Raw genomic sequence first — 19,283 nt, 5'->3', positions numbered from 1 at the left:
ATGGCTATAACAACTTATAATTCCCTTGTGCAGAAAACTTTTTGTGATAATGCTATTCGTTCAGTAGTAATGATAGATGACGATTTTATTACTTATTCTGACTCTATCAAAGCACTTAATAGCGAGATAAAATTAGACCCAGCAAAAGTTGATTCCTCAAAGCGTGCTGCTACCCTCGAAGAATATTTTCAAGCCAAGAATATGATCTGTGATATTGACAACGGTTCAGTAAACTTTGATGTTGACCGCATCCGTAAGTCAGATTTGGTCATAATGGATTATCATTTAGATAACAATGCACCGGATAAAACTATTACAATATTAAAAGAATTAAAAAATTCTGATCATTTGAATATGATTGTTATTTATACGAGAGAGGAGCTCAAAACTGTTTGGATGCAAATTGCTTCTTCTCTAAGAGGGATCGAAAATTGTAATGAGAAAATACTTGAAACAGAAAATGATGAATTAATTGAATACTGGCAGAGTGTTATTTCACCTGATTTGATCCACAAAGGAGAAAGGGCATTAACGAGGGATGAAACTGTACTATATATCCAAAATGACTGCCTATGTAAGCGTATTAAGAAAGCAATCCGAGATGATGGAAGCCTTACAGAGCAAAATGATATTAATTTCATTGCTAAGATGATTTCTGAATATGCAGTCGCTGAAAATGCCGTCATTCCAGATTATGTGACAAAAAGTATGGTTGTAGGGGACACAGCCGGTATTAAATGGATTCAAAGTGGTAATATATTTATCAGTGTGTTCCATAAGGATAAAGATGATCATGAAAGTGATGGTGAGAGAATTTGGCAAACACTAAATGAATCATTAATTGAATGGAATCCATCTTACTATCAAATTATCAAGTCAGAGATTCAAAATACTATTGAAGCCGAAGCACTTTCTTTCAATAACCATTTAGCTAATGATGGTTATGGTCAAGCTGGGTGGTTGAATCAAATATTAAATTCCGCTTCTGATGAAATTAAAAGGAAAAACATTGAATTTGTTTTTAGTAATTTATCTGAAGAACTCTATGAAAGATTGAAGGGAAATAAATCTTTAGTAGGCTTCATTAATGATGTTTTTGAAACATATACAACTGATTTTAAAAGTAGTGGAGAAGCGAAATCATTAGATTATTGTTCAAAACAAATGAATTTACCTGCAAATGCAAGCTCATTTAATGAGATGTATCATGCTTTGAACATGAATCTGTCTTCTAAAAATTTTGAAGAAGGACATATTTCAACAGGCACAATTTTCTTCGATACTGAATCTGAAAAATGGTATTTATGTGTTTCTGCTGCTTGCGATCTTGTGCCTACTCAGGGTAATGATCCACATCATAAAAGATTAAGTCCTCATCGTTTAATTAAGGTGTTAGAACTTTTCAATGCTAACCAGAATAAAGCATTACCTAATGCAGAACAATCCAAGTATATTTATGTAATTCATAAGAATACCAGAAAGTATTTATCTATATTTGAAGGCGATAAAACTTTACCAGTGGTTGATTATATGGTTGTTTTAAATCACGGCCATACCGTTCCGGGGGAAGAGAAAAATATACTTTCAGCGGTATTCTTGAGTAGCATGGATGACAATGTACAAAATGTACCAGTTAAACTGAAATTAAAGTCCCAGCTTCGAAGTGGTTATGCTGAACGATACCAAGCTATTGCGTCGCAATACAGTTCTAGAATTGGTGTAGATTATGTATCTATGATGCCTTAAAACATGAAAAGCCGATATGATATAGGAGTATAATCATATCGGCTTTTTATAGTGCCAAGTTATATTTAATACTCTTCCGAAACTTAATTATTATCTTTGCTTTAATCTCCTAAGTTTCATTGACTCAAGCGAAAATAACAATAAAGTTGTGCTATAAATGAATCCTGAATTAGTTAGCAACTTGAGATTTAAGGCATCTGGTTGTTCACTTAAAAAATGAAATGCATAAACCAAATAAACTGCTAATGTTGCCGTTCCAATCGTTGGGCCGATATCGCCCTGATCATGAGGTTCCAATGTGACATTGAACTTAAATATGAGCCATTCATATCCCCCTGTTAAAAAGACTACCATTATCATTGCAGATAAAAGATATAGTATGTTTTCTATGTTAGGACTTTTTAATGCTGACTCTTTTTGTAAAAATTCACATACTGATAAACCAAAGAAAATAAAATAAAGCGGTCTTGAACTAAATTTTTCAAAAATCTTAAATAATGTATCCAAGTTCATTTCTCCATGCAATATATTTGTTGTTTTATATTACCATAAATCAAGAATCCTTATAACCTGTATACAAATTATCCTATTTTTCAATCGGATGAAAAAATAAATATACGAGTTATTTTGATGTTCTTTAAAAAATTCTTGCTAAAAATACATAAATTAACTTACATTCATAATGTTCGTCATGATTTTTTATAGTGTTCGATTATCACCAATCGGGACTGATGGTATCAATGATGGTATCTAACCTACTATGTTAAGTTTAATCTCTTAAGATCATAAGGATAGTTGCGATGTTCGAGTCCGGCCTTCGATCATTTGCATCATCTTACGCGACTGCGCCAGCTTCTCTTCCATACGCAGCATCCGCAGATCGGCGAAAGGATCGTTGTGTTCTGCGGCGATGCGTATCTGGTTGAGAATTTCGATAAAGCGCGGCATCCCGATGATTGGCGCTGGGCCGTTCTCGGTCGCCCGCCGCCTGGTCCACAGCCGGGTCGCGTTGTGGGTGTGAAGCTGAATATGGATCGCACTACGCAGGAAACCCATGTTGAAGGTGTCGTCCGACATATCTGTTTCCTGTTGCGGATGGGGGTCAGCGCAGAGTGATGGCGTGAGGGGTTGTGAGCAATGGGAAAACGAAAACGCAGGCGGGGAGATTGTTTGATCTGGGTTTTGATGCAGTTATGTTAACGGTTATATTTCAGGCATCCGTGCCCTAATCAGTTCCATGTGAATATTAAAAAAGGAATACAAAAATACTCCAAATCAAATATCCCGCTTATGATATCCATTCATCCTGTGTTGGAGTGTGTCTCGACGCTCATCGGGAGTAAGAAATGGAGTTTCAGGTGGTAAATATCTTTTAAGATCAGATAACGGTACTAACTCATAACTAACGCTTGGCTTTGAGTCTTGTGGCATATTTTGCCACCGGATCATTAATGTATTTTCATGCAGGCCCGCAGTATCCAGCCAGTTTGCTACTCCTGGATCCTTTAAACTGACAACAAAAGTATATGATCCGTCATTATTTGGATAAGCCTGTCTGTTATTCAGGCTTGATTGATGATAATCTACATTGACAGATATGATCCATGCATTGGATACGGGAACGACAAAATATTTAGCACCGCCTGTATATACAGTAATGATAAATGCCTCGGATTCATCTATATCAATATGGCCGAATGAACTGGCTTGTGTAACAAGAGTTCCTAATACCGAAGATTGTTTAGGTTGAGGGACTGTATTTACCGGGTTTGGTATATAGGTTTCCACCCCCATTGCGCCTACACCATAGGTGATTGCGCTTTCTTCTAAGTTTTTGACTGCTGTGTTTATAATGTCGTCAAGTGAAATTCTTTTTTCTCGCGCCTGATTGATTAATTCCACTCTGAGCGTATCTGGTATTTCACTGGACCAGTCAGCTAAGTTATGTCTGATAAATAAAAATTGAACCATATCGTTAGATTGAAGGTGATTACTTCTCCCCTCGGAGGCACTGTTGTCTATAGTAATAGTGTATTCACCATTGCTGTCCACTTCTAATGTGTTTTTATCTAAATAAGCAACTGTATTTTGTGAGTTCGGGTTAATAATCAGTGAGTAGGTATAATCACTGGTTCCCCCTTTCGTGTTTTGTTTTCCATTGATTATATATCGATTATTGCTATCAATAGGGACCATTCTGTATATGGTATCTGGATTGTCGTAAGAATATCTTCCTCCAGGGATTTCAAATTTTTTATCAAAGCTAAGTCTCGGTTTTGCATTATTTACCCAGTAAACTGATGGAGAGTAAGGGTCGATATTAACAGCTTTCTGTATGGAACTGAATAATAGTTCATTAATTGTTGGTTCTAATGTTTCTAACACTTCTGGTTTTAATTTTTCCTGATAATGACTATGGGATAAAATATAAGATTCTGTAGCTTTGTTTTTCGCATCTAAAAATTTTTGATATACTGGGGTGGTTTTGTCGATGGCTTGCCCGTAAATGCTGTAAGCAAGTTTATCAAGTTCCCTTTGTTCTGTTGTGTCTAGCGGGTTTATGTTCATCTTTGAGACCTCTTTATATTATGGGTGATATTGGGTTTAATCCTTAAAGTTTTTGCATAACTTTGGATTTGAGCTTTTTTTATCATTACCGAGCTAACCTATAAAAAATCATATTTATAGCGTTATGCAAATAACTAATTTGATTCATATGGTAATTAACTGAAAGAAAATGATTTAATCTATTATCTTGTTATTATCTTTATTGATGAACATCAATATTTAGCATATATCACAAAAAATATTTAATTTTCCTGTAGGGATTAAAATCTGTAACTGCTCCCTAAATACCCGGTCCTTGGCGAGTCGTCATATTCTGGCGCAGCCGGAACCAGACTTGTCCCAGCGCGGATTTAGCCGTGCCGGGATGTGCCTGCATATCGTTCGACAGCCGGTAATCATCGCTTTGTGAGATGAAGCCAGTGAAACCGACAAAGGGGGGAGAGGGTGGTCCTGGCGAATCTGGCGTCATACCCGGCAATCAGACACCCACCCAGACCGGGGATGGTGAAACTGCCGTCGGCGTGACCACCGGAACTCATGCGGGCATTTAAGGTGCTGGTTAAACAGATTGCCTTTCAGCATTGCGTCCAGCCAGAAACGACTTTGATCATAATAGCTGGCGTATAACGCGGCGCTGTAGCTGTCTACTGAGCCGTCGCTGTTGTTGGCGAGATCAAGATCGGAACGGCTGTAGCCGCCTGCAATACCGAGTGTAAGCAGGCCAGTCTGGTGAGGAAGGTTTTTGTCATAGCCCATCATCAGACCACCGAGCCGCTGGCGGTATGCTGTATTGCCTGTGCGGTTAACGTCAAAGCGATTACTCAGCGCCTGCACCCATAGCTCTCCCTGATGCGGTCGGGAAGGAGTAACGACCAGGCCGCCAGTTCCAACGGTGGTGTTAATAATCTGGCCGCCTTGTCCTGGATCTGCGACGCTATTATTTCCTGCGTTAACGTAAACCTGTCCGCCACTATCCACATAGGTGTTTTCAGCATAACCGTTCACCTGTAGATCACCACCGGTGGTTATCTGTGAATCATAAGCGCTGCCGCCCGGTTCCAGAAACAGTTCACCGTGATCGGTAACGGTGATGTGATTGGTTTGCCCACCATCGCCAACGTAGCTCCAGGCATAGGGGCCAGTGATGGTGGAGTCAGATAAACATGCTGATTACCTTTTGAGCCATCAACAACATCGCCAGAAACGGTATTTCCGGCGTTAATCTGGGGTGTGGTAATCCGCTTCGGCAGATAACGAGATAAACGGTAGTGTCAGTGTTATCAGGTAAGGGGCGAGTTTCATTGGGATCTCCCGGTAGCGATTGTGCTGGAGTCTGGGGAAATCCAGGAAGGGCGAACAGGTTGTTTTGTATATGAGCCGGGGAAGTTTTAGCGAAATGCGGTGGGTGTTGATGCCACTGGCATCACCCTTTTGCCTGGCGGTGGGTAGGTATTGCCAGGCAATCCGATGTGACAGTGGTATCAGATACTAAGGCGTTATAGATTTGCCGGACGGTGTATCACGGGGTCAAAAGGGCGTGTCGCTGCCGATATAGCAGGCCAGTTGTTTTTGGGTGAAGAATTGCTCTATCTCTGCCAGCCGCGCATCTGTCGGTGGTTGCCAGTTTTGCGCCGGATAGGTTTTGCCCAGCTGTTGCCACTTTGAGGCCCCCAGCCGGTGAAAGGGCAGCAGATTAACTTCATATGCGCCCGCCGATTCCATAAATGCCGCCAGCGCCTGTATGTTATCGTCAGTGTCGTTAAAACCAGCAATTACCGGCACCCGTAACACCAGACGACCCGGCCAGTCACTGCGGACCAGAGCCTGAATATTGCTCAGGATTAGGGTATTATCCACCCCGGTAAACTGGCGATGAACATGACTATCCAGATGTTTGACATCGATAAACGCGAAATCAATAAACCGCATAACGTCCAGGAAAATGTCTTCGCGGACATAAGCCGTGGTTTCGATGGCCGTATGGATCCCGGCCTTCTGGCAACGATGAGCGATATTGTCCAGAAAACGATGCTGGACAAACGGATCGCCGCCGCTGAATGTCACACCACCGTCTTCCCCCCAGAAATCCCGGTCATGTTGTAAACGCTGGAGTAATGCGTCTGCGGAATAGTCGTGGCCGCATCGTTTGAGCGCCTGTGGCGGACAGGCATGAGTGCAGGTTAACGTCCGGCATGTCTGGCATAGTGCGTTATCCAGCATCAGTTGACCGTCCGCAACGGTAATTGCCTGACTGGCGCAGCTTTCCACGCATCGGGTGCATCCCTGTGATGCGACGCAGCGCATCTTACTGAATAACATCTTTTCCTGCGGTTGCCAGCTTTCCGGGTTGGCGCACCACTGGCAGCTCAGGCGGCAACCGCTCATAAACACGGTGGTGCGGCTGCCGGGGCCATCATGAATTGAGTGGCTCTGAATATCGAAGATCAGACCCTTTTCAGCATCCATCTCATGTCTCCTGTAAAAAAGAACCCGCCGGAAAGCGGGTTCAGGGCGACCGGAGTCACGTTAACGGCGGGTGAATGCCTCACACAGCCCGGCGTTGGTACTGGCGTCAACCCAGTAAGGTTTTCCCAGACCAAGACACTGCGCCGGTGAGGTTGTGTCGTCGTAGTGACGGCAGTGTTCGCAGCGCGGTTTTTCACTGAAGTGTTCGCAGACAGGAGAGTCCGTCATGATGATATCGCCGCTGCGGCGGCAGAGACCTTTGGCGACATCGACCGGGCAGAACTGATGGCACTGGCTATGGTTACGTTCACACATGATTACATCTCCTCGTATTCGGTTCTGGCAATAACTTCATCCTGAATCGGCTTGCCAATTTCACACCAGTACTGCGTAAAGCCCGCGACGCGGACCATCAGCTCACGGTAGTTTTCGGGGTGCTGCTGCGCGTCACGCAGCGTTCTGGAGTCCACAATGTTGTACTGAATATGGAATCCCCCTTTACGCAGGTAACTGCGGGTCAGCTCCAGCAGTTTGCGCGAGCCTGCCGCGCCGTGTACCGATGTCGGGTGGAGTTTGAGGTTCATCTGTGAGTTCTGCGACTGGCTGTGATCCCAGACGGTGGCGGAACTGAATAACGCATACGGCCCGTTACGATCGGTGCCGGGATAGGCGGACATGGATCCATCTGAATAGGTGGTTCCCGCCAGCCGTCCGTCAGCGCTTGCCAGCGTGCAGGCACCCTGCGGACCGTGGGTGGAAACGGAGATCTGGCAGCCATACATTTTTTTGCCGTACAGCGACTCATACTGGCGCGCCATCGAGCAAAACCAGCTTTCGTACATTTTTAGCAAATCATCGACACAGGGATCGTTATTGCCGAATTTAGGCGCATTCAGGCAGGCGGCGTGGATATCGTCATAGTCTTTGCCGGTATCGGTTTTGCGCTGCTCCGCCATCGAGTAATTGCCGCTTTCTTCCGCCGTCTGATAGCCGAAATTATTCAGCAGTGCGTCAGTGAGTTGTTCGAGAGAATACGTTTTGTCATCGAAGACCAGCTTTTTAATCGCCGCCAGCGAGTTGATGCAGGTGATGGTGCCGCAGCTTTCAATGTTATAGGTGGCGTTATAGCGGTAGCCCATCTGGCCGATATGTTTGCCTTTGCGCAGGCAATCCGGCTTCAGGAAGGAATTCATGATGGACATATTATTTTTACGCCAGATATCCATCTGAATGTTATTGGCTTTCGCCACCACATCACAGGTCTGTTCATAATAATGGGTGAACTGCTCCCACAGCTGTTCAAAGCTGTCCAGTTTCAGGTTATGCGGTGGGTAAACCTGAATTCCGGTACGCCTGTCCATCCCGTTAGTGAGAACGAGTTCAAGGATTTTCGGATTCGCGAGGAAGTGGACGCCGGTGGCCGCCGTTTGCCCGGAACCGCCGGGGATATCATACTGCTTCCCGTTCAGCGTGAGGGGTAAAAACGAACCGGGCGAGGTTTCAAGGCAGCCGCCGATGGCGATAGCCCGGGCCTCTTCGACATCCATCCCTTCGGCGGCGTACTGGCTCAGCAGGAACTGCATGCCAACCTGGTTGTTGATCCACGCCGGATAGCCCGCGCCGGTTTTGGTGCATTCCACCGCTTTCAGCAGGAAAGACTCCGGCACTTTCTCGTCATACAGCACGCTCAGCGTCGGCTGGGTGGACTGGCAGCGGATGCCCGCCTCCAGAATCAGCTCTTCAAGCCGGTTGGCGGCGGACAGACCGTCTTTTTTCAGGCCGCCGAGGACCACATTGTTGAAGGTGTTGCCGGAGAGCACGCCGCCGACTACGCCAGTAGAGGCGAAGCAGTCAACGCAGGTCAGTTTGACGCGATGAAGCTGAAGTAGCTCCAGCGCTTCGTCTTCCGTGAGGCGGCCTGCGGCGATATCCTGCCCGAACCACGGCCAGAGGATTTGGCCGAGACGTCCCGGCGACATGCCCGATGCCGCATCTTCGTTCAGCATGGCAAGATGCAGGGTGTAGCTGAGCTGCAGCGCTTCGCGGAAGGTCCGGGGCTGATGGTGGGTAATCCACGCGAGACATTCCGCAATATCGGTATATTCCTGGCGCTGCTGCGCATCCGCAGTTTGTTCAGCCAGCTCACGCGCGTGCTGCTCGTAGTGATGGATCCAGTTCTGCAATCCTTCAATGATAATGCGCACGGCATCGTAGTAATAGAGCCTGTCCATGCCGGTGATGCCGTCGCCGTCCGCGTTTCCTGCAACCTGGTCACGCTGTTCGAGAGCAAAGTTTTTAATGCCGTCCAGCCCATACTGAAGCGGATAGTAGTAGTTAACCACCTCACGCCCCTGCGGGATGGTATAGCCGGAATCGAACATGCAGATTACCGACTTCATGATGTCTTCTTTAACCTGGTAATCCGGGATCAGCATTTCGTACTTATGCCCGAGCGCTTCGACTGAGCGCCCCTCCCAGGCTCTGGCTAAGGCAATCAGGGCCGGGGTCTGCTCTGCACGGATGCCAAACTTCCCGGCAATGGAAACAATATTGCCGTAACTTTGCGTGACGTTACCGCCGCCGCCGCCAAAATGAGACAGCTTCCCGGCGCTGTCGCTTCCGGTATCGGTACGGGCCGTCAGTTCGTCAGCATTGGCGAGAAAGAAGCTTTCCGACAGCCATGGCATCGGGAAGGAGCCGCGATACCAGGCGGTTTTCTGCATCACCAGTTTTTCGCCGGGGAAAATATTGGGCGTTAAATGGGAAAATGCGCATTTCAGCGCTTCTGCCCGGCGGATAATCGCCACGTCGTCAGCCAGTTCATCCCACTTGCGGGTATACCAGTAGGGAAATTCGGTATCCACAGAAGAGAGTGTCTGAAAATAGATATCCCGCAGTTTTTTTGCGCGGGGATGGGGGGCGTCTTTCAGGTTTAATTCATCGGAGATAGCGGAGTGAGCAGCATGTGAAGCAATGCCTCGCTGCTGGAGAATAGCAAGTTTTTCGGCATTCATTATGTTAGAGCCTTCTAAACAGAGTGGTCTTCTGACCGTCGTCCCTCGTGATATTCCCTCAGTCTATTTATAAAATAGCCTGCTAATAGTTTATCTTGCGCAATAATCAATTCAAAGAGGGTGTTTGTATTTTATTGTTTAATATCAATTGGTTAATTAACTGCGATGCGTTACGTATCCGTAAATTATTTCTATTTTCATTCGCATTAAATGGTTTGTTTTATCTCTGACGCCTTAAAATAATGGAGTAGCGGTGTCCGGTATCTGTATGTCATAAGCGCTGCCACCCGGTTCCAGAAACAGTTCACGTGATCGGTAACTAGTTTTAGAAAAACTGGCTCGAATCTGCCTCGATGGAAAGTTACCTGTATTTGGCTTTGACCTTGATGTGAAACGTTTTCAAGGGAAATATTACGCTTCGGCGGAACATTACGGGAAACCAACGAAACCAGAAGAAATGGGGCGTTATAACGATCTGTCTGGTAAAACCGGGGTTCGTTACTTTGCGGAAAATAGCCTGACAGCGCTGGCTGAAAGCTATGGCAGAATGTACCACCACGCCAATGGAGATTTCGCAATATCAGGGCATGCCTTGGATATTGCACATATGTATACGCTGCACCCGAAATCCCCATTGATACTGGTTGATATGGCAACACTTGCGTCAATGTTGCATTTAACAGCGGATCAACTGACAGGTGTTGATTACTCGCTGACGCAAGCCATTACTGGTTACCGACAAATTATCCAGGGTGCAATTTTCAGGGTATCTACTATGCGAGCCGACACTATCTCACGGGAATGTGTCTTGCTGTGTTCGAACCAGAGGAAGGGGAGTTGTTTGAAACTCTGGCATCCGAACCACTCAGTAAATATACCGAGCATCAATCACTGCCTGTTGGCTAGATCCTGGCTTTGAACAGGTCCATCTCACGTTCGCTCATCCGCGTTTTCTTTTGCAGATAAGCACCCACGACATATACCAGCAAATCCAGATCCTCCAGCACCAGGATTTCAGATGCCAGGGATTTATCATCAAAATCTGCAAACACTGAAGAAACGATATGCCCGACCCGGTTCGCTATGATTTCGTTAGGATTAAATGAGGACGCCGGTTTTTTTCTTTCTCTTTCAACTAACTGCGTATTCATACCACCTCCATACTTCGTTTTTCAGGAAGGAATACGAAGTAATTTTACGATTGTAATAATCATAAAAATCGTCAAATTTTAGTTCAAAAAAAGTTCTTCTCTGTCTGTTGCTTGTAGGGAAAACAACGGATGCTTCTCGTTGTCTGCACTGTTTTAACTGGTGTGGTTGTGGGCTGTGCTTATATGTCGATAAAATGCATTTTTTTAAACATATAGCTGGAATATATTTATGCCATCGATATGTATTGAGCATATATAGCGCAGGCATTGTCCTGGCGATGGCAGGAAGGACGGTGTTGATTTCACCAGTCGGTGATATTTTTATTGATCGTTATCAAAGAATAAAGCAAACCGCCGTTTTTAATCTCATTATTAGTTTTTGGAGAAGGTTCTTGCTGGTTGACATTTTTCTTCGAATGTCCTGATGGCGTTGCCTGCGGATGCGGTTTGGATTTTCCATTCACCTGAAAGAGCAATGTCACGATTTTTTAATTTAATTGTTAATATGTTATCTGGTGCATGTTCAACAAAATGCAAAAGAGTGAAAGACAAAGAAGAACTGGCCGACATAAACGCATAGCTGCTTTCTGATGAGGGAACCTGAGGAGCGGTGAAGTGAATATTTCTTTTTTTTGCGTCTGTCAATGTTATGGCTGTTGGTATAATGCCGTATTCTTTATCCTGTTCATTCATTATAATAACCCCGGAGGAAAATAAATCATCATCACAACTGAAAAGAATAGCTGCACCGCTGTCATCAAATACTCCTGTCAGTGTTAACAGGCCCTCTGGTTGTTCCTCGGTGTACCAGTCGGTTTGCGCAAATAAAGGATTCGCGATGGTGAGTATAAGCAGGGGGGATAATAGCCTTTTCATAAATAACTCCGGCTGTTTTGATATCATGGTTTTTTTATTTGAAATGATAGTGATGGTGTTTTTTATTTTATTGAAAATCATAGGGTTATTACCTTTTTGTAAAACAAAATTTATTTTATTCTCTGGGGCGTGAGAGATGATGATTCAGGCTGCTGTTTCTCTTACTGGAGCAGGACGTGTGCTGCCAGGCGTTTTACTCTTATGTTCTGCAAATTTTTTGATGGCAGAGCCTGTTACATCATTAGAAAACCAGTGTCTTCCCGCAGCGCTGGAAACTATTCGTCGTACTGAACCCCAGACTGATGGTATTTTTCTGGGGTCCAACCGTATTGAGGGCGATGAGGTGACGCGCTATTCTCCTGAGATCCTCATTGGTGAAGGTCAGTATCATACTGGACACTGGCACACATTTGGCTTTCGCTGTGAAATATCATCGGATACTGGCCTGGTTATTCATTTCAGCTATCTGCCGGATGACTCTTTCTTACAAAAGAAACTCATTGCCCCTCGTCGGATGAAACAATAAAAAGCTTCCTTATATACTGAACTCTTCATTCTCAAATTTTGGTTCAGACGTCATTTCGGCATGAAACGTAATGACATTTTCACGATGTGTATCTTGCGCCATATGCTGAGCATGTCCGTTTAATGCGCCGCCTTTTTTTACAGAGAGCTTTTCATAAATGATCGACCCCGTAATGTTCCCGTTCGCGTAGATTTCGATACTCTCAGCCTGGCACTGGCCGATTATCTGACCATCAATATTCAAATTTTTGCAGTTAACGTCGCCGTGGATCTCTCCCCCCTGTAAAACACTAATGATTCCGTCTTCAGCATCGACATTTCCATGAAGGATGCCATGAATAGAGACCATACCCGTGGTGACAATATTTCCTTCAAAGGTGGTATCGCTGGAAATGACGGTGTTTGCTTTTGTTTCTGTTTTCCCGATGATCGGGAACGGCATTTCATGTGATTCCGTCGTGGGGGGCATCGGCGATGGGTCAGTTTTCTTGCCAAACATATTTGTTATCTCCTGTAGACTATAAATTGCAAATGCGCAGAATGCGCAACTACCTAAAACTACGGACATGTTATGAAGATATAAAAATCTGGCAATCAGTGCAGAAAGCCAGAGCAGACATCCAGTATTAATCCAGATATAATTGATGCTACACAGATAAGTGTATCTTTGAAACATGAGACTACATTTCTTATTGCAATTAATGGGAAAGAAAATCAACAAGCCTTATTTAAGATGAAACACCCCCTGATTATATAAATTTTATCCTTATGCCTGACAGCGCGATTAATTATGCGTTATCTCCGCTGCCGCACGCTGGAAGGGAGAAATCCCATATATTTTACAAAAACTTTAGCAAAGTAGGCATTTGAACAAAAACCAAGGTCGTGCGCTATCTTTGTAAGCGAATGATTTGTTCTGCGTAACCGCCGCAGTGCTTCAGTGGTTTTCAGACGATTCACAAAATCACTGAACGGGCCCACTTCATAATTAATTTTTCTCTTCAATGTGGATGGTGAGATATGCATTACGCTTGATACTTCACTTAACGTCCATGTGCGGCAATAATCGCTCATAATGATACTGGCGGTGCGCTCAGCATAGGATTCCTGACTGTGCTTATGCAGGATATCGACCATTTCAGGCATCACTTTCAGCATAAAACCCAACACCAGATGGTACTCATGTAACCTGATAGTCTGATTTGTCGGGGTCTCGGGAAACTGGCCGCATACGTTCTCTGCGGCTAAAAGATAGCTCACCCTCTCTAAGACCCGGTGTTCACTATGACTTAATTTTCTAAAATCAATCAAATGTGAGGACAAAGACTCAGGTGTATCGCTTTTTGGCAGGATACGGTTCTGTTCATAACCCGATTCGATATAAGAAAAAAAGTTAAACAAGCTAATTATGCGTGGGTCGATTTTAATCACGCGGATTTTATATGATGTCCCTGATGCAATTTTATCCAGCATTCTGGAGGGAAGGATGGTGCCTTTCTCAAGAAAAATTGCCTGACCAGTACAACACCTTGTCGGATAATTATGATCGTTATCAGAGAACCAAAGTTCACCCTCTAGAACATAAATCAGGCAATGATGTGAAAGTAAAATCTCTGGCGCAAGATAGTCCAGAATTTTGTCTGTATGTCCGGTAGTTATATGGATTCCTTGATGGGTAGTATCCTCGAACATTCAAGCCTCCATTCCTGTATTTAATTACTATTACGTGTTTCTTTAATAAACAGGATAATAGAAAACATTAATAATTCTACCAGGTTAACGGTACGTCAAACCTTACATCATTATTTTCTCATTGCAGTCCGTATGGTGGCAACGCATCGGAATATTGATTGTTATGATTGATTTTTTATAGAATTCAAATAGTTAAATGTGTGTTTATTGAGAATTCGCATATCTGGAAACGCAAAAATACAGAATAAAAGATCGAAAATCTCTCTAAATCAGAGAAATATTCAACGCAAAGTGCTTATCTTTTATGCAGTTACAGCATGATGCTCAGGTGGGATTATTGCTGACAAGGCGGATTTAACCGTTAATGCATAAACTTGCAGACAGGCCGGTTCGCCCTGCGGGAGGACTTTGACAACGTAGGCTCACGCCATGCTTAGTCATTTGATAGTGGCTCGCCGTTTGACACTGAATATGCACAAGAGCAAGTAAGGAAGGCTTTTAACGGGAGTCAGCGTCTGCCAGTTCATCAGTAATTTAACTTTTTAATCTGGATTATTATGCTTATAAAAGATTTTTTTTGGTGTTAAGTTCCAAAATTTGTATTTTTCATGGATAGGAATTCTTTGCGGTGAATGTTTTAATTTGTTGTTTTTAAAGTGATTTTTTCGCTATTTTGACATTATCTGAGAGCTTTCATTGGATGCGCTCCCGGTCATATAATGCACTCCGTCAGATGCGTCGTTATGTTTATACCCTGTTTATTATTAAGTTATGCCCTGGTGTTTACGATCTTCAATCACCCGAACTGTCGGTGCAGGGAATAAAGTGAGCTGAGCGAGATCAGACTGATAATAAATCATTTTGTAATGCTGGTTTTATTCATTTCCTGTTTTTTATTTATATGTTGATGCCGATAAAAACCGTTTCTGGTTTTTATTCTGGCGTAATACATCTGTCGAGAAATTATGAGATTGCTGAAGCTTATATCTCCTGTCAGTACAGCGGTTGGTTTGGCGTTTATTTTACCCGTGATGTTAATAAGCTGCATTTCCCGCAATGCGCAGGCCGAATTGCAAATGCCGCGAGCCATGATCCCACTGGAATCAGGACCTGTCGTTAATAATGCGTCGTTGCGTTTTATACCTGATAGTGGCCTCCGGGCCGGCGTAAAAGATAGCGGAACCCTGCTGGGAAAACTGGTGGTTGATATGGTGGCGCCTGGAAGTGAAGTCGCCGTTCAATTTGCGCCGGACAGAGTTGGCACGAATGGCCTGGGGACACAGGGTTATATCGTGAATCAGGGGGATGGCTCGCGCATTAACAGTGCAATACAGGCGCGAGAGTGCGGGTGTACCGCGCCGGGCGCCGGACCATCAGGGGCAAACGGATACGCCAGCACTTTACAGGGGGATCTTGTACTGGTGACGCATGGACGCCAGACCCTGACGCCGGGTCGTTACCAGATAAAGCTGGTTGCAGCAGTGATGCTGCCATAAGAAAAACCTTTCTTTTTTAACAGGTAAAAAAATAAATGAGTATTAATTATAAATATCTGGTTATTGCTGCTGAGCTGGTACTGATGGGGTGGGTTGGGCTCTCTTATGCGGGAAGCTGGGGAACCGCGAAAACGCAAGATATGGAGTTTACTATCATGCCGGAAGTCACCTCATCCCTGAAATGGGAACCGGCATCAGGTCTCCACGGGGTGGGCGGCTCAATGTCCAGCGATGTCGCGGTTGGCTCGTTCCATATCTCTGTTTCCGATGGTTTTCACATTGGCGCCCGTTTTGCGGATGAATTCCTGCAAAGCGGACAGGATACATTGCATGGCTTTGCGGCAACGGAGGATGGCAGTCACAAGGTGAAGCTGTACCTGACGCCGGGCGTAAACACGGTTGTAAAGGATGACCCCTCGTTCACCGCAGGAGCAGGACGGATTATCTACGGGCCAGACGGCGGGACATTCCTGGTTAAAGTTGATGGTGATCAGAAGGTTACACCAGGTGATTACACTTCTCGGGTGGCGTTCGCCACATGGTATGAGTAATGGCTGGCAAGAAAATGAATATACAACTCGTTTCTGGCGCTGATTTATGCCGGAAACCATGGCGCCGCCCTATGGCTGTACGCAACGTCAAGGGCGTCAATACTAAGTCCGTCGCCTGTTTAGCCTGCGGTGTGGTGATCCCCTGGCACTTTAAACGGTGTCCGTATTGCGGATGCCGGATATGGCGAATGCGCTGGGGCGGCCAGCACGATAAGCGCCGATATATTCTCTACACGGGGATGCTGATATTGCTGATGCTGGTTAACCAGTGGCTTATGCACTGACAGACATAATGCGCCGCGGAATGAGAACGTAATGCTTTTGAGGAGAACAGATTTGATGAGCAGTGGTTTGAACAAACTGAAGTATGTCCTGATGTTGTGGCCGGTACTGTCAATCGGGACCATTTTTGCTGAAACAGGTCCACAACCGGTTGCGGTCTATTCGAATGATGTTACTACAAAGACGGCAACGGATTCGCCCGCGGAGGCACATAAAGAAGCATCTGAGATAGCGCCGGTAATTGAAGCTGCCTCAGCGCCAGAAGTGAAAACAGACCCTGTTGTTTCTGGTGAAAAACCATCTTCTGATACCGCCGCACCGGCGATCTCTGAGGCTGATAAACCCGTAGCCTCTGCTGCGACAAAAGCGGATGTGACAGCGAAAGGTTCCTCTCCGGTGGCTGCGGTAAGCGAAAATACGCTGACTGCGCCGGTGAATTCCCCGGCTCCCGCTGTTAATAAAGTAAAAAATGATACCGGCACGCTATCATTCGATGCTCTCCCGGATAAAAAACTGGCGGTTACTTCTGAGAAAACACCAGTAGCGGAAAACGCACCACAGACGGCGGCCTTCACGCCCGCACAGGAGAAACGGATCGGGGAAATTGCTGCAGAGTATTTTCTCGCACATCCTGATTTACTGGTCCAGGTTGGTCAAAAACTGACGCAGCAGCGGGAAGAAGAAAACTACCGGATGCAGGTAAAAGCCGCCATCGTCCATCAGTCTCAGTTAACCGATGAAGGTAAAGAGACGCCGGTGTTTGGTTCAGAGACTGCCCCGGTATCGGTGACCGTTTTTTCTGATTACCAGTGTACGCCGTGTAGCCGACTCTCTTCTGAGCTGATGTATGCCATGAATGGATCACCGGAGGCCCGATTCTGGTTTCGCGAATGGCCGGTGATGGCCACCCGCTGGCCTGCTTCTCTGAAAGCGGCGCAGACTGGGTTACAGATATGGCAACGCAAAGGGATCCAGGCCTATATGACCTATCGTAAGGCGGTGTTTGCGACCGGTCACACCGAAGGTGATCTGACTACCCAGGATATTCGCAGAGCGGCAACACAGGCGGGTTCCAGCGCACTGGTTGCTTCCGGTGAAGCGCTGGATACGATGTCGCGCACAGATGAGCTGGCTCAGCAAATAGGGCTGGACACACCGCCCGTGATCGTCGTGATGCCAGTGACAGGCGCAACGCCTGAGAACACAACGGTAATTACCGGCATGACGACGGCGGAAAATATTCGGGCGGCGATCGTGCTGGCGAACGGCCAGGCGGCGCGTCCCTCACATAATGCAATGCAGAAATAACGCATCGCGTTCCTGGTGGTGAATATAGCGATTGTTTAGCGGTATTCTGTTCTGACGTTCCAGACGGTTCTCTGTTTACAGACGAAGAGTGCGCATTGTAATGATGTGCGCTCTTTTTTCTGCTTCATTTTCCTGAGGCTCTCCTTGTTGTCAGAAAAGACGACCTGCTTTATATCATCCCATGCGCAATGAATTGCCTTTTATATTGACTTTATCTGATGCCTTGTCCCTCTCTACCAAAAATCAGAACGGGCGAATCGCGCGATTTCGTTGAACGGACGGTATTCTCCTGTGTTCTGTCCTCTGATAACGCACGCGTTCTGGTTATCAGGACGCGTTTATTCTTATGTCATCATTGTGGTTCTGTTGATGAATATTTTGATAGTTTTATATTCTTTATATTTGTTTTTTATTGGTGTTTTGAACTGTTTTTTCAACAAAAAACAGATGGGATTTTTCTGTGCTTCATTTTTTATCTCTTTGTTTTTAAAGTAAATATCTTGTGTTTTTGTAACTATCTTAGGGGTTTTCAAGAGATGTGACCCATCTTATAATTCTCTCATTCCGGAATTGCTGTTGCCTCGCAGGTAAGCGAAGCCGGAAATAATATTATCAAAAGAGCCAGATGGATGTGCCTGTTGTTTTTTTTTGCGCCCGCACTAACACTGCGGGAGTTTTTTAAATGATTGAAATAATATTTGTCTGAAATGTCCGGGCTATCCCATGATAATCGGCAGGTCATATTTCTATATGCCATTTGCCGTTTATTGCCTAATAATTATTTTTAATCTGTATTTATTGATAAATATGAAAAAAGATACTTTTTTATTCCGTAAGAAAAATACCGCTCTGTTCTGTTCCCTGGGCCTGCTGATGGCGGGGATGACCCTGATGGAGACTTCTGCCACGGCATCGGAATCCGCCACGGTGAACACCCAGGCGTTCGGCGTGTCGGTATCGCCTTCGCGGGTGATTTTTCCGCTGAACGGCAACGGCGCGACGCTGACCATTAAAAACCCGCAGAACTACCCGATGCTGGCGCGTACCACGCTGGTGGGGGAAGACCGCAAGTCGGCGGTGCCGTTTGTGGCGACGCCGCCGCTGTTCCGCCTGGACGGTAATCAGCAGAGCCAGGTGCGTATTGTGCGAACCGGCGGCGACTACCCGGCGGACCGTGAATCGCTGGCGTGGGCCTGCATACAGGGTGTGCCGCCGCAGGCGGCGGGGGAAGCGCTGAAGGATGAGGCGAAGAAATCGACGTCCGTATCGGTACAGGTATCAATCAGCACCTGCATGAAGATGATGCTCCGCCCGGAGTCACTGAAACAGAGCCCGGAAGACGTGGGCGGACAGGTGACGTGGCATCAGGAGGGCAACCAGCTGGTGGCGAAGAACCCGACGGCGTATTACCTGAGCCTGGCGGAGCTGAAGGTGGGGGGAACGGCGGTGAAGGAGCCGGAGTACCTGGCGCCGCAGTCAGAGAAGCGCTACAGCCTGGGTGCGGGGAAAGGGGGCGAGGTGAGCTGGAAGGTGATAACCGATTACGGCGGCAACAGCCGGGAGTTTCGCGCGTCACTGAAGTGACGAAATAGCTTCCGGTGCAGCGGT

Annotated in this window: 18 protein-coding genes and 1 pseudogene; 8 read left to right on the top strand and 11 right to left on the bottom strand. The window is 45.7% G+C overall.

What is annotated here, in order from left to right; genetic code table 11:
- Window positions 1-1,746, top strand: a complete 1,746-nt coding sequence (locus C3432_RS19630) for a response regulator receiver domain (protein ID WP_103778229.1) — start codon at window positions 1-3, stop codon at window positions 1,744-1,746.
- 90 nt (window positions 1,747-1,836) lie between these two features.
- Here the strand turns inward: C3432_RS19630 and C3432_RS19625 are convergent, their stop codons facing one another.
- The 7 genes and pseudogenes from C3432_RS19625 to hpdB all read right to left on the bottom strand — a co-directional run bounded on the left by C3432_RS19625 (window position 1,837) and on the right by hpdB (window position 9,794).
- Window positions 1,837-2,259 (bottom strand): hypothetical protein, encoded by a 423-nt coding sequence (locus C3432_RS19625; RefSeq protein WP_023240650.1) that lies wholly within the window; start codon window positions 2,257-2,259, stop codon window positions 1,837-1,839.
- A gap of 306 nt (window positions 2,260-2,565) precedes the next feature.
- A pseudogene (locus C3432_RS19620) lies at window positions 2,566-2,823 on the bottom strand (AcaB family transcriptional regulator); the annotation flags it as partial.
- 198 nt (window positions 2,824-3,021) lie between these two features.
- Window positions 3,022-4,314, bottom strand: coding sequence for a DUF1214 domain-containing protein (locus tag C3432_RS19615; RefSeq protein ID WP_103778228.1), 1,293 nt, complete (start codon window positions 4,312-4,314; stop codon window positions 3,022-3,024).
- A 465-nt stretch (window positions 4,315-4,779) separates the two neighbouring features.
- Window positions 4,780-5,319, bottom strand: a complete 540-nt coding sequence (locus tag C3432_RS28075; RefSeq protein ID WP_258041633.1) for an autotransporter outer membrane beta-barrel domain-containing protein — start codon at window positions 5,317-5,319, stop codon at window positions 4,780-4,782.
- Between the two features lie 522 nt (window positions 5,320-5,841).
- Window positions 5,842-6,780 (bottom strand): 4-hydroxyphenylacetate decarboxylase activase, encoded by a 939-nt coding sequence (gene hpdA, locus C3432_RS19605; RefSeq protein WP_103778227.1) that lies wholly within the window; start codon window positions 6,778-6,780, stop codon window positions 5,842-5,844.
- A 60-nt stretch (window positions 6,781-6,840) separates the two neighbouring features.
- The gene (gene hpdC / locus C3432_RS19600; protein ID WP_103778226.1) at window positions 6,841-7,095 is read right to left on the bottom strand and encodes a 4-hydroxyphenylacetate decarboxylase small subunit; all 255 of its coding nucleotides are present in this window, start codon (window positions 7,093-7,095) and stop codon (window positions 6,841-6,843) included.
- Window positions 7,096-7,097: 2 nt separating this feature from the next.
- A complete protein-coding gene (gene hpdB / locus C3432_RS19595; RefSeq protein ID WP_103778225.1) occupies window positions 7,098-9,794 on the bottom strand; it encodes a 4-hydroxyphenylacetate decarboxylase large subunit in 2,697 nt (898 codons plus the stop codon).
- A 388-nt stretch (window positions 9,795-10,182) separates the two neighbouring features.
- Here hpdB and C3432_RS19590 point away from each other — a divergent pair, with 388 nt between their 5' ends.
- A complete protein-coding gene (locus C3432_RS19590) occupies window positions 10,183-10,713 on the top strand; it encodes an RES family NAD+ phosphorylase (RefSeq protein ID WP_181012956.1) in 531 nt (176 codons plus the stop codon).
- Here the strand turns inward: C3432_RS19590 and C3432_RS19585 are convergent.
- Together C3432_RS19585 and C3432_RS19580 are read right to left on the bottom strand one after the other, a co-directional pair.
- A complete protein-coding gene (locus tag C3432_RS19585; protein WP_103778223.1) occupies window positions 10,697-10,945 on the bottom strand; it encodes a hypothetical protein in 249 nt (82 codons plus the stop codon). The genes C3432_RS19590 and C3432_RS19585 overlap by 17 nt on opposite strands.
- Before the next feature lie 372 nt (window positions 10,946-11,317).
- Window positions 11,318-11,902 carry a hypothetical protein gene (locus tag C3432_RS19580; RefSeq protein ID WP_103778222.1) on the bottom strand — a complete coding sequence of 195 codons (585 nt, stop codon included), beginning with the start codon at window positions 11,900-11,902 and terminating at the stop codon, window positions 11,318-11,320.
- A gap of 55 nt (window positions 11,903-11,957) precedes the next feature.
- Here C3432_RS19580 and C3432_RS19575 point away from each other — a divergent pair, with 55 nt between their 5' ends.
- On the top strand, window positions 11,958-12,347 hold the full coding sequence (locus C3432_RS19575) for a hypothetical protein (RefSeq protein WP_103778221.1): 390 nt from the start codon (window positions 11,958-11,960) through the stop codon (window positions 12,345-12,347).
- Window positions 12,348-12,356: 9 nt separating this feature from the next.
- Here the strand turns inward: C3432_RS19575 and C3432_RS19570 are convergent, their stop codons facing one another.
- Both C3432_RS19570 and C3432_RS19565 read right to left on the bottom strand, forming a co-directional pair.
- Window positions 12,357-12,845, bottom strand: a complete 489-nt coding sequence (locus tag C3432_RS19570; RefSeq protein ID WP_181012955.1) for a bactofilin family protein — start codon at window positions 12,843-12,845, stop codon at window positions 12,357-12,359.
- 296 nt (window positions 12,846-13,141) lie between these two features.
- A complete protein-coding gene (locus C3432_RS19565; RefSeq protein ID WP_103778219.1) occupies window positions 13,142-14,038 on the bottom strand; it encodes a helix-turn-helix transcriptional regulator in 897 nt (298 codons plus the stop codon).
- Window positions 14,039-15,009: 971 nt separating this feature from the next.
- Here C3432_RS19565 and C3432_RS19560 point away from each other — a divergent pair.
- From C3432_RS19560 to C3432_RS19540, 5 genes are all read left to right on the top strand, one after another.
- Window positions 15,010-15,534, top strand: coding sequence for a hypothetical protein (locus tag C3432_RS19560; protein ID WP_146050938.1), 525 nt, complete (start codon window positions 15,010-15,012; stop codon window positions 15,532-15,534).
- A gap of 35 nt (window positions 15,535-15,569) precedes the next feature.
- Window positions 15,570-16,085, top strand: coding sequence for a hypothetical protein (locus tag C3432_RS19555; RefSeq protein WP_103778217.1), 516 nt, complete (start codon window positions 15,570-15,572; stop codon window positions 16,083-16,085).
- Between the two features lie 71 nt (window positions 16,086-16,156).
- Window positions 16,157-16,369 (top strand): hypothetical protein, encoded by a 213-nt coding sequence (locus tag C3432_RS27510; RefSeq protein WP_146050937.1) that lies wholly within the window; start codon window positions 16,157-16,159, stop codon window positions 16,367-16,369.
- A 55-nt stretch (window positions 16,370-16,424) separates the two neighbouring features.
- On the top strand, window positions 16,425-17,675 hold the full coding sequence (locus C3432_RS19550) for a thioredoxin domain-containing protein (protein WP_181012954.1): 1,251 nt from the start codon (window positions 16,425-16,427) through the stop codon (window positions 17,673-17,675).
- 807 nt (window positions 17,676-18,482) lie between these two features.
- Complete coding sequence (locus C3432_RS19540) at window positions 18,483-19,259, top strand: fimbria/pilus periplasmic chaperone (protein WP_181012953.1); 777 nt, start codon at window positions 18,483-18,485, stop codon at window positions 19,257-19,259.
- Window positions 19,260-19,283 lie beyond the last annotated feature (24 nt).

The sequence above is a fragment of the Citrobacter amalonaticus genome, assembly GCF_002918555.1.
GTDB classification, from domain to species: Bacteria; Pseudomonadota; Gammaproteobacteria; order Enterobacterales; family Enterobacteriaceae; genus Citrobacter_C; species Citrobacter_C amalonaticus_A.
This window is presented reverse-complemented; position numbering and strand designations above follow the sequence as displayed.

Bases quoted from the DNA above. Each gene is read 5' to 3' on its own strand.
- C3432_RS19630 (WP_103778229.1), top strand. From the start codon at position 1: ATGGCTATAACAACTTATAATTCCCTTGTGCAGAAAACTTTTTGTGAT.
- C3432_RS19625 (WP_023240650.1), bottom strand. From the start codon at position 2,259: ATGAACTTGGATACATTATTTAAGATTTTTGAAAAATTTAGTTCAAGA.
- C3432_RS19615 (WP_103778228.1), bottom strand. From the start codon at position 4,314: ATGAACATAAACCCGCTAGACACAACAGAACAAAGGGAACTTGATAAA.
- hpdA (WP_103778227.1), bottom strand. From the start codon at position 6,780: ATGGATGCTGAAAAGGGTCTGATCTTCGATATTCAGAGCCACTCAATT.
- hpdC (WP_103778226.1), bottom strand. From the start codon at position 7,095: ATGTGTGAACGTAACCATAGCCAGTGCCATCAGTTCTGCCCGGTCGAT.
- hpdB (WP_103778225.1), bottom strand. From the start codon at position 9,794: ATGAATGCCGAAAAACTTGCTATTCTCCAGCAGCGAGGCATTGCTTCA.
- C3432_RS19585 (WP_103778223.1), bottom strand. From the start codon at position 10,945: ATGAATACGCAGTTAGTTGAAAGAGAAAGAAAAAAACCGGCGTCCTCA.
- C3432_RS19580 (WP_103778222.1), bottom strand. From the start codon at position 11,902: ATGATTTTCAATAAAATAAAAAACACCATCACTATCATTTCAAATAAA.
- C3432_RS19575 (WP_103778221.1), top strand. From the start codon at position 11,958: ATGATGATTCAGGCTGCTGTTTCTCTTACTGGAGCAGGACGTGTGCTG.
- C3432_RS19570 (WP_181012955.1), bottom strand. From the start codon at position 12,845: ATGTTTGGCAAGAAAACTGACCCATCGCCGATGCCCCCCACGACGGAA.
- C3432_RS19565 (WP_103778219.1), bottom strand. From the start codon at position 14,038: ATGTTCGAGGATACTACCCATCAAGGAATCCATATAACTACCGGACAT.
- C3432_RS19555 (WP_103778217.1), top strand. From the start codon at position 15,570: ATGAGTATTAATTATAAATATCTGGTTATTGCTGCTGAGCTGGTACTG.
- C3432_RS27510 (WP_146050937.1), top strand. From the start codon at position 16,157: ATGGCTGTACGCAACGTCAAGGGCGTCAATACTAAGTCCGTCGCCTGT.
- C3432_RS19550 (WP_181012954.1), top strand. From the start codon at position 16,425: ATGAGCAGTGGTTTGAACAAACTGAAGTATGTCCTGATGTTGTGGCCG.
- C3432_RS19540 (WP_181012953.1), top strand. From the start codon at position 18,483: ATGAAAAAAGATACTTTTTTATTCCGTAAGAAAAATACCGCTCTGTTC.